Origin of the sequence: Jatrophihabitans sp., assembly GCF_051960575.1 — a bacterium.
Lineage (GTDB): Bacteria > Actinomycetota > Actinomycetes > Mycobacteriales > Jatrophihabitantaceae > JBQCEE01.
The window spans coordinates 1-14532 of record NZ_JBQCEE010000274.1; the positions used below are offsets into that span (position 1 = coordinate 1).

Below are 14532 nucleotides of genomic sequence, written 5' to 3' on the forward strand. Positions count from 1 at the left end.
CGCCCTGCGGGTGCTCATCGAGCCGGCGCGGGCGCGGTCGTTCATCGACCGGGCCCGGCGCCTCGTGGCAGCCGGCCGCCCGCCGTGCCCGCTCTGCGGGCTGCCGCTCGGCGCCGAGGGCCACATCTGCCCGCGCCTGAACGGCTACCACCGCGCCACCACGCTCAACCCGTGACGTGCCGCCGATGAGCGAGCCGGACGAGCCCGACGACGGTGCGCTGACGCCTGCCCGTGAACTGCCCGTCGACGAGGCGATCGAGCTGCTGACCCGCGGCGAGCTCTCGGTCGAGGGGCGGCTGGTGGACGCGTCCAACGCGACGTTGTACTGCGGGGTCACGGCCGACGGCGTCTCGGCGGCGTGCGTGTACAAGCCGGTGGCCGGCGAGCGGCCGCTGTGGGACTTCCCCGACGGCACCCTCGCCGAGCGCGAGGTGGCGGCCTACGAGGTGTCGGCGGCGGCCGGGCTCGACATCGTGCCGCCGACGGTGCTGCGCGAGGGTCCGGCGGGTCTGGGCATGGTGCAGCTCTGGGTCGACACCGACGAGACCGTCAACATCGCCCGCTTCATGCGCCGCCGCGACCTCGCCGCGCTGCGCCGCATCGCCGTCTTCGACGCGGTGATCAACAACGCCGACCGCAAGGGCGGGCATCTGCTGCCGACGTCCGCCGGGGCGGTGTACGGCGTCGACCACGGCGTCACCTTCCACGTCGAGGACAAGCTGCGCACCGTGCTGTGGCAGTGGGCCGGCGAGCCGCTGCCGGCGGACGCCGTCGACATGCTGCGCGGCCTGCGCGTGCTGCTCGAGACGTCGCTCGGCGAGCGGCTGGGCGAGCTGCTCACCCGCCGCGAGGTGCGGCGCACCCTCTCGCGCGTCGACCGCCTGCTCGCCGCCGGCTGCCACCCCGAGCCCGGCGACGGCTGGCCCGCGGTGCCGTGGCCGCCGATCTGACCTTCGTCAAGACCGACCCGGCGCCGCTCGAGGCGGCCGGGTTGCGCTGGCTGGCCGACGCGGGCGCACGGGTGCCGGAGATCGTCTCGGACGAGCCGGGGCGCCTGGTGCTGCAGCGCATCCCGTCCGGACGCCTCGACGCCGCGGGCGAGGAGGAGCTCGGACGCATGCTCGCCGGCATGCATGCGGCCGGGGCCCCGCGGTTCGGCTCGATCCCTGCGTCCGGGCGCTTCTTCGTGGGCCGCTGCGAGCTGCAGTCTCCCGAGGGCGACGACTGGAACGCCTACTACCTCGAGCACCGCTGCCTGCCCCTCGCGCGCCGGGTCGGGCTCGAGGCGGTCGTCGAGGCGGTGCGGGTCGACGCGCCGGTCGAGCCGGTGGCGCGCGTCCACGGCGACCTCTGGAGCGGCAACGTCCTCGCCGACGCCCGTGGACGCCCGTGGCTCATCGATCCGGCGGCCTACGGCGGGCACCGCGAGATGGACCTCGCCATGCTCGACCTCTTCGGTCACATCCCGCCCCGCACGGCCGCCGCGTACGAGGAGGTCGCGCCGTTCGCCGACGGCTGGCGCGCCCGCATCCCGCTCTGGCAGCTCTTCCCGCTGCTCGTCCACGCCGTCCTCTTCGGCGGCGGCTACCTGCACCAGGCCCACGACCTCGCCGTCCGCCTCGCCCGCTGACCGCTTCGGCGGGTCGACGCGCTCGACCCGCCCGGGTAGCCATCAGACCGACCCGTCAGGTGACCATCTCGGCGGGTCGAGGCCGATCAAGCTGCTTGCCGACCCTGCTTCACTGCGGTGGTGACGCTCAGGTTCCACGTGACGTCGAGCCGCAACCGCGCCTCGATCGAGCAACACGGTCTCGACTGGACGCGGATGGGCGCTGCTCGCGGCATCGCCGGCAGCCACCGACCCGAGGCGGAGGGCATCTTCCTCGTCGACCACCGCTTCGACGTCGTGTTCTTCGCCGGCATGAACAACACGGGCGGACCTGTGGACGTCTGGGAGGTCGCCGGGGTCGGCGATGACGAGCTGCTCGACAACGGCAACGGATTCTTCTACGTTCCGCGCCGCATCGCACGGCGCGACCTCGCCCTCCGGGCGCGCGACATCCCGCCGCGGCCGTTCGGGTCGGCCCGGATGGGGCGGCTCGACGAGTTCTGGGACGATGCGGCGCATGCGCGCGGTGGTCTGTCAGCAGGGTGAGCTCAGGGTCGAGGACGTCGCGGTGCCGGTGCCCGAGCAGGGGCAGCTGCTGCTGGACGTGCTGCGGTGCGGCATCTGCGGCAGCGACCTGCATGCCCGCAGGCACGCCGACGAGCTCGCCGACGTCACCGCGGAGGTCGGCTACGACGGCATGATGCGCTCGGGGCAGGCGGTCGTGCTCGGCCACGAGTACGTCGGTGAGGTCGCCGACCGCGGCCGCGGCGCCCGGACGAAGCCGGGCACCCGCGTCGTCGCCATGCCGCTGCTGCGGCGGCACGGCGCGGTGCACCCGATCGGGCTGTCCGTCGAGGCGCCCGGCGCCTACGCCCAGCAGCTGCTCGTCGAGGACGCCCTCGCGCTGCCCGTGCCGAACGGTCTGGCGACCGAGATCGCGGCGCTCACCGAGCCGATGGCGGTCGGTCTGCACGCTGTGCGCCGCAGCGAGATCGGCAAGGGCGACGTCGGCATCGTGATCGGCTGCGGCCCGGTCGGCCTCGCCGTGATCGCGATGCTGAAGGCACGCGGCGTGCGCACGGTGATCGCCAGCGACTTCGCTCCCGGACGCCGCGCGCTGGCCACCGCCGTCGGCGCCGACGTGGTCGTCGACCCCGCCCACGACTCGCCGTTCGCCGACGCGGGGGAGCACGGCCACATCACCGGCGCGCAGGAGATCTTCGAGCTCGGCGTCGGCACGGTCGAGAAGCTGCGCCGGCTGCCGCTCGTCGACTGGCGCCATGTCTGGCGCGCGGCCGAGGCGGTGGGTGCGGCGAGCCCGAAGCGTCCGGTGGTCTTCGAGTGCGTCGGCGTGCCCGGCATGATCGACCGCGTCGTCACCGACGCCCCGCTGTACTCGCGCGTCGTCGTGGTCGGCGTCTGCATGGAGGCCGACCGGGTGCGTCCGGCGATGGCGATCAACAAGGAGATCGACCTGCGGTTCGTGCTCGGCTACACGCCGCTCGAGTTCCGCGACACGCTGTACCTGCTGGCCGACGGCAAGGTGGACGCGCGCCCGTTGCTCACCGGCACCGTCGGCCTCGACGGCGTCGCCGACGCGTTCATAGACCTCGGCAACCCCGACCGGCACGCCAAGATCCTGATTGACCCGCAGGCGGGGTGACGATCAGGGCTCGTGCGGGATCGACAGCCGCGGCACGCCGCCGAGGCCCTTGTTGAACCGGACGTGCACGGCGTACTCGCCGAGCTTGTCCCAGAGCGCGGCATGGGCGGGCCAGGGGATCGGCTCGTCGCCGTCGAGCCACGTCTCGCCGAAGGTGATCCAGCACAGCGTCCACTCGGCGGCGTCGTTCCAGCGGCCCCGGCTGTAGTCGAGCAGTGAGCGGCGGATCTGGAAGGCCAGCCGCGCGGCGTCGGGGAAGGTCGTCACCTCGTGCACCGGCCAGACGCGGAAGTCGCTGGCCATGAGGTCGAGTTCGAAGTCGTCGAGCACCGTGGGGTCGACCAGGACGGTCGCCACGTTCTCGAACCCTCGTTCCCGCACGGCATCGTTGATACCAGAGAACGCGGCCGGGCCGGGTGATCATCGTGTGACCACCCGGCCCGGACGCTCAGCGACGAGCGGTGACGCTCAGCGCAGGGGCAGCGCCCGCGTGCCGTCGAGCCGCACGCCGTCGAGCTTGCCGGCGGGCAGGCCGAGCAGCGCCAGGATCGTCGGAGCGATGCGGGTGGTGGCCACGCCGGTCGTGACGACCCTGCCGGCGGTCGCGCCGGGGCCCGCGACGATGAGCGGTACGTGCCGGTCGTCGGCCGCGGCGCCACCGTGCTCGGCGATCTTCTTCACGCCGCCGGTGTAGACGACGCCGTGCTGCGCGATGCCGATGAGGTCGGGCGCGTGCGGGTCGCCGGCGGGCGCCCCGACGAGCCGGTCGGCCGCGGTGCCGACCGCGATCGAGGTCAGCCCCGAGCGCGTCACCGTCGTCGAGTCCACGCCCTTCGCGTCACCGATCCGGTTCGCAGGCGCGCTGTGGGTGAGCAGGTAGTTCTTGGCGAACGAGAGCGCGGTGCTCGACCGGTTCGACAGCCACAGCAGCATCGCGTCGTCGTTGACCGAGAAGCTCACGAGCGGCTTCGCCGACGGGTGGCCCTTGGCCCACGCGGCGTTCAGCGCGTCGATGATCGCGCCGTCGTCGACGCGTCGCAGCGCCGCCGGGTCGATCGGCGACTGGCCGTGCTTGGCGCTGAGGATGATGGTGGTGCTCCTCGTCAGCCCGTCCTTCGCGATGCGGGCGACGATCGCGCCCACCTCGCCGTTGACGAAGCCGAGCGCGCGCTGCAGCAGCGGGCCCGGCGTGCCGTTGCTCGTGTAGCCGCCGGCGAGCCCGTCGGACGTCGGCAGCTTCTGCGCCGTCGACACGGTCTGGAAGTTCATGCCGAAGATCGCGGGCGTGCCGACCTTCCGTGCGCCCGAGTGGTCGCGTCCGTCGATCTCATTGAGGATCGCTGCGACCTTGAAGCTGTCGTACTCCTCGGTGAGCGCGTTGTCGGTCGACCAGTCGTCGCCGGCGCTGTCCGCGACCGAGTTGATCTCGGGGGTGAACAGGTCGTCGATGCCGTTGCCGCTCGGCCCGTTCAGGATCTCGTAGGCCGGGTGCTTGTCCGACCACGCGGTGCGCAGGCCGGCCGAGTGGGCGACGTCGAAGACGCTGTTCACCCGGATGTACTGGTGCGGGTAGGTGGGCAGGCAGGTGGCCGGGTCGACCGGCAGCGCCGCCGGGTCGAGCAGCGACTGCGGCTGCCCGGTCATGTGCAGGATCGCCGAGGTGAGCGCGCCCTTCGCGTCCAGCGTCTGCTGCTTGCTGTTGGTGACCAGCGCGGTGAGCGCCGGCGCCGTCAGCTGCTGCCCGGCGCCGAGCGCGATCGGGTTCTGCGAACGGTCGATGCCCTCCGTCCACGGGATCTCGGTACCGCGCGGCGCCGTCGCGCAGTCCGTCGTGCCCGGCGCGAGATAGCGGCGGTTGTAGGTGTCGTCGTAGTAGACGCCGGCCGTGCCGGGGTTCGCGCCGGTGAGCTGGGCGATCATGCCGGGGAACGAGTCGGACGGGAACGTCGTGCTCGCATTCGTGAAGTCGACACCGCGGTGCACGAGCCGGGCGAGCGCCGAGTGCGGGTGCGCCTTGACGTACCAGGCGAGGTCGCTCTGGTGCAGGCCGTCGACGGACAGCAGCAGGACGTGCTTGGCGGCGCCGGTCGGGGCGGCCGACGCGGTGCCGGTGCCGGCGACGATCGCGGCCGGTACGGCGCCGGCGATGGCGACGGTGCCGACGGCGGCGACCAGTCGGCGGGACGGGGTTCTCACGGCTGGGTTCCTCCGGGGATGGAGCGAGGGACGAACGGGACGAGCCGTGTGTAGTCGCGTCCGGTCGCAGGCACGGCGAACGGCGGGTGAACGGCAGGTTCGGACGCTCAGCGGCGAGCCAGCGCGGCCTCAGCCGGGCCCCAGCGGCGGTGCTGCTGCCGATCTTGGTCGGCGCGTTCGTTACCGTGGACGGCATGGACGCCTGGCCAACGTGCGACGTCCCGCAACTGCCGGGTTCCGGACGTCCGCTGCGCCTCTTCGACACCGCCCAGCAGGCGCTGATGGAGACCGGGAGCGGCCCGGCGCGCATGTACGTCTGCGGCATCACGCCCTACGACGCGACACACCTCGGGCACGCAGCCACCTACCTCGCCTTCGACCTCGTGCAGCGGGTCTGGCGCGACGCCGGCCGCACCGTGCACTACGTGCAGAACGTGACCGACGTCGACGACCCGCTGCTCGAGCGGGCCGCGCACACCGGCGAGAACTGGATGAGCCTCGCCGAGCGCGAGATCCAGCTCTTCCGCGACGACATGACCGCGTTGCGCGTGCTGCCGCCGGACGACTACATCGGTGCGGTCGAGGCCGTCCCCGAGATCACCGAGGCGATCGGCCGCCTGCTCGACGACGGTGCCGCGTACCACGTGCACGACGACATCTACTTCTCCGTCGCCTCGGCGCCGGGCTTCGGCCGCGAGTCGAACTACGACCGGGACACGATGCTGCGGCTGTTCGCCGAGCGCGGGGGAGACCCGGGGCAGACCGGCAAGAAGGACCCCCTCGACCCGCTGCTGTGGCGCGCCCACCGGCACGGCGAGCCGTTCTGGGACACCCCGCTCGGCCGCGGGCGTCCGGGCTGGCACATCGAGTGCAGCGTGATCGCGCTCAACCGGCTGGGCATGGGCTTCGACGTCCAGGGCGGCGGCAGCGACCTGATCTTCCCGCACCACGAGCACTCGGCGGCACACGCGGAAGTGCTCACCGGGCAGGCGCCGTTCGCCCGCGCCTACGTGCACACGGGCATGATCGGCCTCGACGGCGAGAAGATGTCGAAGAGCCGCGGCAACCTCGTGCTCGTCTCGAAGCTGCGGGCCGCCCGCATCGACCCGATGGCCGTGCGGTTGGCGCTGCTCGACGGGCACTACCGTGCCGATCGCGAGTGGACGGGAGGCCGCCTGCCCGCCGCCGAGGCACGGCTCGATCGCTGGCGCGCGGCGGTCGCGCTCGACAGCGCGCCCGATGCGCGTCCCATGCTCGAGACCGTGCGGGAACGGCTGGCCGACGACCTCGACACCCACGGCGCCATCGCGGCCGTCGACGAGTGGGCCGAGGCCGCGCTCGCGTCCGACGGCCTCGACCCCGAGGCGCCGACCCTGGCCCGCAGCACCGTCGACGCGCTGCTCGGCGTCGCGCTGTAGCCGCGGCGCGGGCTCAGTCGAGCCGCGCCGCCAGCACCTTCTTCAACGCCGCCTGCGCCACCGCGCGGCCGTCCGGCAGCTTCGCGAGATCCGTGCCGAGCGGGGTCACCACCGTCAGCACGACCAGCTCCGAGCGCGTGCGCGCGATGAGCAGGGACTCGAACAGCTGGTTGGTCTGCAGCGTCCAGCCGTTCAGCGTCGAGACCGGCACGCCGAGCACCGGCAGCAGATCGGTGGGCCCCTGCACGTCGACCGCCTGTGCCGTGCCGTGCGCGCCGGGCAGGTGCCCGGTGACGCAGTGCAGCCCGGTGCCGGCGGCCTGCTCGGCGGCCTGCGCGACCGCGGGCGACGGGAAGACGATGATCCGCTCGCTGAGCAGGGCGGTCGGCGTCGCGTGCGCCAGGTTCTGCCCGACCTGGGTGGTCGGTGCGTACCGCTGCAGCACCGGTGTGGTCGACGCCGGCAGGCACGGCTGCGGGATGTCGGCGTCCGTGCCCGGTTGCGCGGTGAAGCCGGCAGGCAGGTCGCCCGGTGTCAGCAGGGCCGACTGCGCGGCGCGGGTGGCGGCGTCGCTCGGCAGCGGCGACGTGGGCGCCGAGCTCGGCGCGAAGGTGCTGAGGTGGGCCGTCGAGGCCGGTGCCGGCACGGGCCGTGACCCCGGGCGGCCGGTGGCCTTCGCGGTGTGTGACCCCGAGGTGCAGGCGGCCACGGCGCACAGCGCCAGCAGCGCCGCACCCGTGAGGCGACCGCTCATCCGTGCATCGTCGGGCCGGACGGGCCGCCACCTCGATCCCGCCGGCGCAGGTAGCGCTCGAACTCGCGCGCGATGGCGTCGCCGGACGTCTCGCGCAGCCCCGGGTCCTCGGCGTCGTCCTTCTCCTCGAGGTTGCGGATGTACTCCGTGACCTCCTCGTCCTCGGCCGCCATCTCGTCGACCAGCTTCTGCCAGTCGTCGGCCTGCTCGGGCAGCGCCGCGAGCGGCACCGGCAGGTCGAGCACCTCCTCGACGCTGTGCAGCAGTGCGAGGGTGGCCTTCGGGTTCGGCGGCTGGGCGACGTAGTGCGGCACGCCGGCCCAGAACGAGATCGCCGGGATCCCCGCGGCCACGCACATGTCCTGCAGCACGCCGACGATGCCGGTCGGCCCCTCGTAGCGCGAGCGCTCGAGCCCGTAGCGCGCGGCGGCATCGGCGTCGTGCGCGGTGCCGGTGACCTGCGTCGGGCGGGTGTGCGGCGTCTCGGTCAGCAGGGCGCCGAGGGTGACGACGGTGCGCACCTCGAGATCGCGGACGATGGCGAGGATCTCGTGGCAGAAGCTGCGCCAGCGCATGTTCGGCTCGATGCCGTTCAGCAGCACGAGGTCGAAGCTCGCACCGGGCGGGCGGCAGTACGACAGCCGGGTGGTCGGCCAGGTCACGCGACGCGTCACGCCGTCGACCAGGCTGACGGTCGGGCGGTTCACCTGGAAGTCGTAGTAGTCGTCCGGGTCGAGCTCGGTCAGCGGCTCGGCGTCCCACACCAGCTCGAGATGCTCGATCGCGTCGCTCGCCGCGTCACCGGCGTCGTTCCAGCCACCGAACGCCGCCACCAGGATCGGCGACTCGAGTCGGGGCCAGCCGTGTGGTCCGGTCATGCGACCACCCTACGACCGTTGTGCCCGCCCGCCCGGCTGACCGGGGTCCGCGCGTCCCGGGACGACGGCCGACCGGGCCGACCCGTGGTTCGGGACGTTCGGCGCTCGGCTGTGCGACGCCGGACGCCGACAGGCAGGCATGAGCACCGAAGCGGTGGCCGTGTCGACGGACCGTCACACCTGGGCGGCGGACGTCTGTCTCCTGCTGGCAACCCTCCCGCCGGAGCAGCGCCTCGTCCTGCAGCTGCTCTACGGCCGGCGCTGCACCCTGCCCGAGACCGCCGCGGAGCTCGGTCTCACCGTCCCGGGCGTCACGGCGCTCGCCTGGCGCGCCCTCGTCGCGCTCGGCGAGGCGCTGGCGGGGCCGTCGACGGCGCGAACCGCAGCGTGATCGACGGCGCCGGCCGCCCGTTCGCCGGGAAAGTGTCGCTACCCGCCGGTAGATTGGGACGGTGCCTGCAGCGAACGTGCGTCCGGACGTCACCGCGGAGCTGAGCGAGCTGCTCCGCTCCCGGATCCTCGTGCTGGACGGGGCGATGGGCACCATGATCCAGCGCCACGGCTTCGGCGAGGCCGACTACCGCGGCGAGCGCTTCGCCGACTGGTCGAGTGACGTCAAGGGCAACAGCGACCTGCTCTCGCTGACGCAGCCGGACGCGATCCGCGGCATCCACCGCGCGTACCTCGAGGCCGGCGCCGACCTCGTCGAGACCAACACCTTCAGCGCCACCCGCATCGCGCAGGCCGACTACGGGATGCAGGCGCTGGCCTACGAGCTCAACCTCGTCGGGGCGCAGCTGGCCCGCGCCGAGGTCGACGCGGCGATGGCGGCCGACCCGTCGCGGCCGCGCTACGTCGCCGGCGCGCTCGGCCCCACCAACAAGACGGCCTCGATCTCGCCCGACGTCAACGACCCCGGCGCGCGCAACGTCACCTACACCGAGCTGGTCGAGGCCTACCTCGAGCAGGCGAACGGGCTGGTCGACGGCGGCGCCGACGTGCTGCTCATCGAGACGATCTTCGACACGCTGAACGCGAAGGCCGCGATCTTCGCGGTCGAGACGCTGTTCGAGCAGCGGGGCCGGCGGTGGCCGGTGATGATCTCGGGCACCATCACCGACGCGTCCGGACGCACCCTGTCGGGCCAGACCACCGAGGCGTTCTGGAACTCGGTGAGCCACGCCCGGCCGCTGCTGGTCGGTCTCAACTGCGCGCTCGGGGCGCGCGAGATGCGTCCGTACCTGGCCGAGCTGGCGCGCGTCGCGGACTGCTTCATCAGCTGCTACCCGAACGCGGGCCTGCCGAACGCCTTCGGCGAGTACGACGAGTCGCCCGACATCACCTCGGCGACGGTCCGCGAGTTCGCCGAGAGCGGCTTCGTGAACGTCCTCGGCGGGTGCTGCGGCACGACCCCCGACCACATCGCCGCCATCGCGCGCACGGTCGCCGGCATGACGCCGCGGCAGCCGCAGCCGGTGCCGCCGGCCACCCGGCTCTCGGGGCTCGAACCGCTGGCGATCACCGACGAGTCGCTGTTCGTGAACGTCGGCGAGCGCACCAACATCACCGGCTCGGCCCGCTTCCGCAAGCTGATCCGCGACGGCGACTACGGCACCGCGCTCTCGGTCGCGCGCCAGCAGGTCGAGAACGGCGCGCAGATCATCGACATCAACATGGACGAGGGCATGATCGACGGCGTCGCCGCGATGGAGCGCTTCGTCAAGCTGGTCGCGTCCGAGCCGGACATCAGCCGGGTGCCGCTGATGATCGACTCGTCCAAGTTCGAGGTGAGCGAGGCCGGGCTGCAGAACACGCAGGGCAAGCCCATCGTCAACTCGATCTCGCTGAAGGAGGGCGAGGAGAAGTTCCGCCGCGAGGCCGCGCTGTGCCGCAAGTACGGCGCCGCGGTCGTCGTGATGGCCTTCGACGAGGACGGCCAGGCCGACAACCTCGAGCGGCGCAAGGCGATCTGCGAGCGGGCGTACCGCATCCTGGTCGACGAGGTCGGCTTCGACCCGCACGACATCGTCTTCGACCCGAACATCTTCGCCGTCGCCACCGGCATCGAGGAGCACGCCAACTACGGCGTCGACTTCATCGAGGCCACCCGCTGGATCAAGGCGAATCTGCCGGGCGCGCTCGTCTCGGGCGGCGTGTCGAACGTGTCGTTCAGCTTCCGCGGCAACAACCCGGTGCGCGAGGCGATCCACGCGGTCTTCCTGTTCCACGCCATTGCGGCCGGCATGGACCTCGGCATCGTCAACGCCGGCGCCCTCGTGGTCTACGACGAGATCGACCCGCGGCTGCGCGAGCGCATCGAGGACGTCATCCTCAACAGGCGTGGCGACGCCACCGAGCGGCTGCTCGAGATCGCCGGCGAGTTCGCCGGTACCGGCGAGCAGCGCGAGGCGGCCACCGAGGAGTGGCGCTCGCTGCCGGTCGAGGAGCGCATCACGCACGCCCTGGTGAAAGGCATCGACACCTACGCCGAGTCGGACACCGAGGAGCTGCGCGCGCTCATCCAGGCCCGTGGCGGGCGGCCGATCGAGGTCATCGAGGGTCCGCTGATGGCGGGCATGAACGTCGTCGGCGACCTGTTCGGCGCCGGCAAGATGTTCCTGCCGCAGGTGGTGAAGTCGGCCCGCGTCATGAAGAAGGCGGTCGCGTACCTCGTGCCGTACATCGAGGCCGAGAAGTCGCCCGAGGACGCCGGTCGCAGCAACGGCACCGTCGTCATGGCGACGGTGAAGGGCGACGTGCACGACATCGGCAAGAACATCGTCGGCGTCGTGCTGCAGTGCAACAACTACGACGTCGTCGACCTGGGCGTCATGGTGCCGGCGCAGAAGATCCTGGACGCCGCGAAGGAGCACGACGCCGATGTCATCGGCCTGTCCGGCCTGATCACCCCGAGCCTCGACGAGATGGTCAACTTCGCGGCCGAGATGGAGCGGCAGGGCCTGACCATCCCGCTCATGATCGGCGGCGCCACGACCTCGCGGGCACACACCGCGGTGAAGGTCGACAAGAAGTACTCGGGCCCGGTGGTCTGGGTGAAGGACGCGTCGCGCTCGGTGCCGGTCGTCGCCGCGCTGCTGTCCGACGAGCAGCGCCCGGCGCTGCTGGCCGAGCTGGCCGCCGACTACGACTCGCTGCGCGAACGGCACGCGGCGCGCACGAACGCCAAGGTGCTGCTGCCGATCGACACGGCCCGGGCCGACCGCACGCCGATCGACTGGACGGACTACCGCCCGCCGCGGCCGCACCTCATCGCGCAGCAGCTGCGCGACCAGCACACCGACGACTACCGGGCGCCGAGCACCCCGGTGCAGTACGTGCGCCGCTTCGACGACTACTCGATCGCCGAGCTGCGCGAGTACATCGACTGGCAGCCGTTCTTCAACGCCTGGGAGATGAAGGGCCGCTACCCCGACATCCTCAACAACCCGGCGTCCGGCGAGGCGGCACGCAAGCTCTGGGCCGACGCCCAGCAGATGCTCGACCGCATCATCGACGAGCGCTGGCTCACCGCGAAGGGCGTCTTCGGGCTCTTCCCGGCGAACACGGTCGACGACGACGACATCGAGGTCTACACCGACGAGTCGCGCGACACCGTGCGGCTGACCCTGCACGAGCTGCGCCAGCAGACCGAGCACCGGCCGGGCATCCCGCACCGCTCGCTGGCCGACTTCGTCGCGCCGCGCGAGACCGGGCTGCACGACTGGGTCGGGGCCTTCGCCGTCACCGCGGGCCTCGGGCTGCGCGAGAAGATCGCCGAGTTCAAGGCCGACCTCGACGACTACAGCGCGATCCTGCTCGAGTCGCTCGCCGACCGGCTGGCCGAGGCGTTCGCCGAGCGGCTGCACGAGCGGGTGCGCACCGAGTTCTGGGGCTACGCGCCCGACGAGGACCTCGACAACGAGGGCCTGCTCAAGGAGCGCTACGACGGCATCCGGCCGGCGCCCGGTTACCCGGCCTGCCCCGAGCACACCGAGAAGCTCGCGATCTGGGAGCTGCTCGACGCGCACGCCGCCACCGGCATCGAGCTCACCGAGAGCATGGCGATGTGGCCGGGGGCGTCCGTCAGCGGCCTGTACTTCTCGCACCCGCAGTCGCAGTACTTCGTGCTCGGCCCGATCGGCCGCGACCAGGTCGAGAGCTACGCCAAGCGCAAGGGCTGGACGGTGGCCGAGGCCGAGAAGTGGCTGGCGCCGGTGCTGGGGTACCGCACGGACGACGAGTAGGGGCGTGCGCCGACCGGAGTCGGCGACGTCACACCGCGTGTCGGCATAACCGAAGGCGGGTACTGCGTTTCCTGGCTAGCCTGGGAAACGCAGGCCACTCCTTCGTTTTGTGATGGGACGCACCGTGACCACCCTCGAAGCACCCTCGCGCCCGGCGGCGACCCCGCCCGGCGCACGCCCCGACCGGCGCTGGTGGATCCTCGCCGTGCTGGGCATCGCCCAGCTCATGGTCGTGCTCGACGCGACCATCGTGAACATCGCGCTGCCGCACGCCCAGGCCGACCTCGGCTTCGGCAACGCCGACCGGCAGTGGGTCGTCACCGCCTACTCGCTGGCCTTCGGCAGCAGGCTGGCCGACCTGTTCGGCCGCAAGCGGGTCTTCCTGGTCGGCGTCGTCGGCTTCGCCCTCGCGTCCGCGCTCGGCGGTGCCGCGACCGGCTTCACCATGCTGGTGATCGCCCGCGCGATCCAGGGCGGGTTCGGCGCGGTGCTCGCGCCGGCCGCGCTGTCGCTGCTGACCACGACCTTCGTGCACCCGGACGAGCGCAACAAGGCGTTCGGCATCTTCGGCGGCATCGCCGGTGCCGGTGCGTCGATGGGGCTGCTGCTCGGTGGATTCCTCACCGAGTACCTCGACTGGCGCTGGACGATGTACGTCAACCTGATCTTCGCGGTCGTCGCCGCCGTCGGCGGGTTCGTGCTGCTGACCCACACGCGCGCCGAGGCGCGTCCGCGGCTCGACCTCGTCGGCACCGTGCTGGTGTCGGCCGGCATGTTCGCGATCGTCTACGGCTTTTCGCACGTCGCCACGCTGGCCGCCGAGGGCCACACCGGTGCCAGCGGCTGGACCGACGGCCAGACCATCGGCTTCCTCGTCGCCGGCGTCGTGCTGCTGCTCGCGTTCCTCGTCGTGCAGCGCCGCATCGCCAACCCGCTGCTGCCTCTGCGCATCCTCACCGACCGCAACCGCGGCGGCGCGCTCATGGCCATGTTCCTGTCGGCCATCGGCATGTTCGGCGTCTTCCTGTTCCTGACCTACTACCTCGAGACGACGCTCGGGTTCAGCGCGGTCAAGACGGGCGTGGCGTTCCTGCCGATGACGGCGCTCATCGTGGTGGTGGCCGGCGTCGGCAACACGGTGCTCGTGCGCAAGTACAGCCCGCGCCTGCTCGTCACCACCGGCCTGCTGCTCAACGCCGTGGCGATGGTGCTGTTCACCCGCATCGACGTGCACTCGGGCTACGCCTCGACGGTGCTGCCGCCGCTGCTGGTGCTCGCCGTGGGCCTCGGCCTCACCTTCGCGCCGTCGTTCAGCCTCGCGACGCTCGGCGTCGAGGGCCGTGACTCGGGTGTCGCGTCCGCCGCGATCAACGTCGCGCAGCAGATCGGCGGCTCGATCGGCACCGCCGTGCTGAACAGCATCGCCACCAGCGCGGTCGCCACGTACATCGCCTCGCACGCCGCGGCGGCGGGCGGGGTGACGCCGGCGCTGCAGGAGCAGGCCGCCGTGCACAGCTACACGGTCGCGTTCTGGGTCGGTGCCGTGGTGTTCGTGGTGGCCGCCGTCGTCGTCGGCCCGCTGCTGCGCCCGGGACTCCCGGACTTCTCGGCCAACGAGAACATGGACGAGCCGGTAGCCTTGCACGCCTGATGAGCACGATTGAGCAACCTCGCCGGTTGCGGGCCCATGCGGCCCCCAACCGGCCGGCGCGCATAGACGCCCCCGAGCCGCTCGTCGCCACACCCGGCCACTCGGTGACGCTCGACGAC

At 72.2% G+C, this 14532-nt stretch carries 13 protein-coding genes; 9 read left to right on the forward strand and 4 right to left on the reverse strand.

Translation table 11 applies throughout. From position 1 onward, the window contains the following. The 5 genes from ACTHMS_RS15530 to ACTHMS_RS15550 form a co-directional block, all read left to right on the forward strand. A partial coding sequence (locus tag ACTHMS_RS15530; RefSeq protein WP_440307587.1) for a DUF3090 family protein occupies positions 1–175 on the forward strand: 175 nt, incomplete at its 5' end. A gap of 10 nt (positions 176–185) precedes the next feature. Next, entirely contained in the window at positions 186–950 is a 765-nt protein-coding gene (locus tag ACTHMS_RS15535; protein WP_440307576.1) for an SCO1664 family protein, read from the forward strand. Further along, on the forward strand, positions 935–1630 hold the full coding sequence (locus tag ACTHMS_RS15540; RefSeq protein ID WP_440307577.1) for a fructosamine kinase family protein: 696 nt from the start codon (positions 935–937) through the stop codon (positions 1628–1630). Before ACTHMS_RS15535 ends, ACTHMS_RS15540 begins: the two co-directional genes overlap by 16 nt. A 120-nt stretch (positions 1631–1750) precedes the next feature. Then, positions 1751–2155, forward strand: a complete 405-nt coding sequence (locus tag ACTHMS_RS15545) for a hypothetical protein (RefSeq protein WP_440307578.1) — start codon at positions 1751–1753, stop codon at positions 2153–2155. Next, positions 2127–3272, forward strand: coding sequence for a zinc-binding dehydrogenase (locus ACTHMS_RS15550; RefSeq protein ID WP_440307579.1), 1146 nt, complete (start codon positions 2127–2129; stop codon positions 3270–3272). The genes ACTHMS_RS15545 and ACTHMS_RS15550 overlap by 29 nt, the downstream gene beginning before the upstream one ends. Positions 3273–3275: 3 nt before the next feature. Here the strand turns inward: ACTHMS_RS15550 and ACTHMS_RS15555 are convergent, their stop codons facing one another. Both ACTHMS_RS15555 and ACTHMS_RS15560 read right to left on the reverse strand, forming a co-directional pair. Then, on the reverse strand, positions 3276–3629 hold the full coding sequence (locus tag ACTHMS_RS15555) for a hypothetical protein (protein WP_440307580.1): 354 nt from the start codon (positions 3627–3629) through the stop codon (positions 3276–3278). Positions 3630–3740: 111 nt separating this feature from the next. Beyond that, entirely contained in the window at positions 3741–5468 is a 1728-nt protein-coding gene (locus tag ACTHMS_RS15560) for an alkaline phosphatase family protein (protein ID WP_440307581.1), read from the reverse strand. A gap of 194 nt (positions 5469–5662) precedes the next feature. Here ACTHMS_RS15560 and mshC point away from each other — a divergent pair, with 194 nt between their 5' ends. Continuing rightward, entirely contained in the window at positions 5663–6886 is a 1224-nt protein-coding gene (mshC, locus tag ACTHMS_RS15565; RefSeq protein ID WP_440307582.1) for a cysteine--1-D-myo-inosityl 2-amino-2-deoxy-alpha-D-glucopyranoside ligase, read from the forward strand. Positions 6887–6899: 13 nt separating this feature from the next. Here the strand turns inward: mshC and ACTHMS_RS15570 are convergent, their stop codons facing one another. Then, positions 6900–7640, reverse strand: a complete 741-nt coding sequence (locus ACTHMS_RS15570; RefSeq protein WP_440307583.1) for a hypothetical protein — start codon at positions 7638–7640, stop codon at positions 6900–6902. After that, positions 7637–8518, reverse strand: coding sequence for a PAC2 family protein (locus tag ACTHMS_RS15575; RefSeq protein WP_440307584.1), 882 nt, complete (start codon positions 8516–8518; stop codon positions 7637–7639). Before ACTHMS_RS15575 ends, ACTHMS_RS15570 begins: the two co-directional genes overlap by 4 nt. Positions 8519–8657: 139 nt before the next feature. Between ACTHMS_RS15575 and ACTHMS_RS15580 the strand changes: the two genes are divergently transcribed. The 3 genes from ACTHMS_RS15580 to ACTHMS_RS15590 all read left to right on the forward strand — a co-directional run bounded on the left by ACTHMS_RS15580 (position 8658) and on the right by ACTHMS_RS15590 (position 14413). Beyond that, positions 8658–8909, forward strand: coding sequence for a sigma factor-like helix-turn-helix DNA-binding protein (locus ACTHMS_RS15580; protein WP_440307585.1), 252 nt, complete (start codon positions 8658–8660; stop codon positions 8907–8909). Between the two features lie 145 nt (positions 8910–9054). Beyond that, positions 9055–12762 carry a methionine synthase gene (metH, locus tag ACTHMS_RS15585; protein WP_440307588.1) on the forward strand — a complete coding sequence of 1236 codons (3708 nt, stop codon included), beginning with the start codon at positions 9055–9057 and terminating at the stop codon, positions 12760–12762. A gap of 112 nt (positions 12763–12874) precedes the next feature. Then, positions 12875–14413 carry an MFS transporter gene (locus ACTHMS_RS15590; RefSeq protein WP_440307586.1) on the forward strand — a complete coding sequence of 513 codons (1539 nt, stop codon included), beginning with the start codon at positions 12875–12877 and terminating at the stop codon, positions 14411–14413. Positions 14414–14532: the final 119 nt, after the last annotated feature.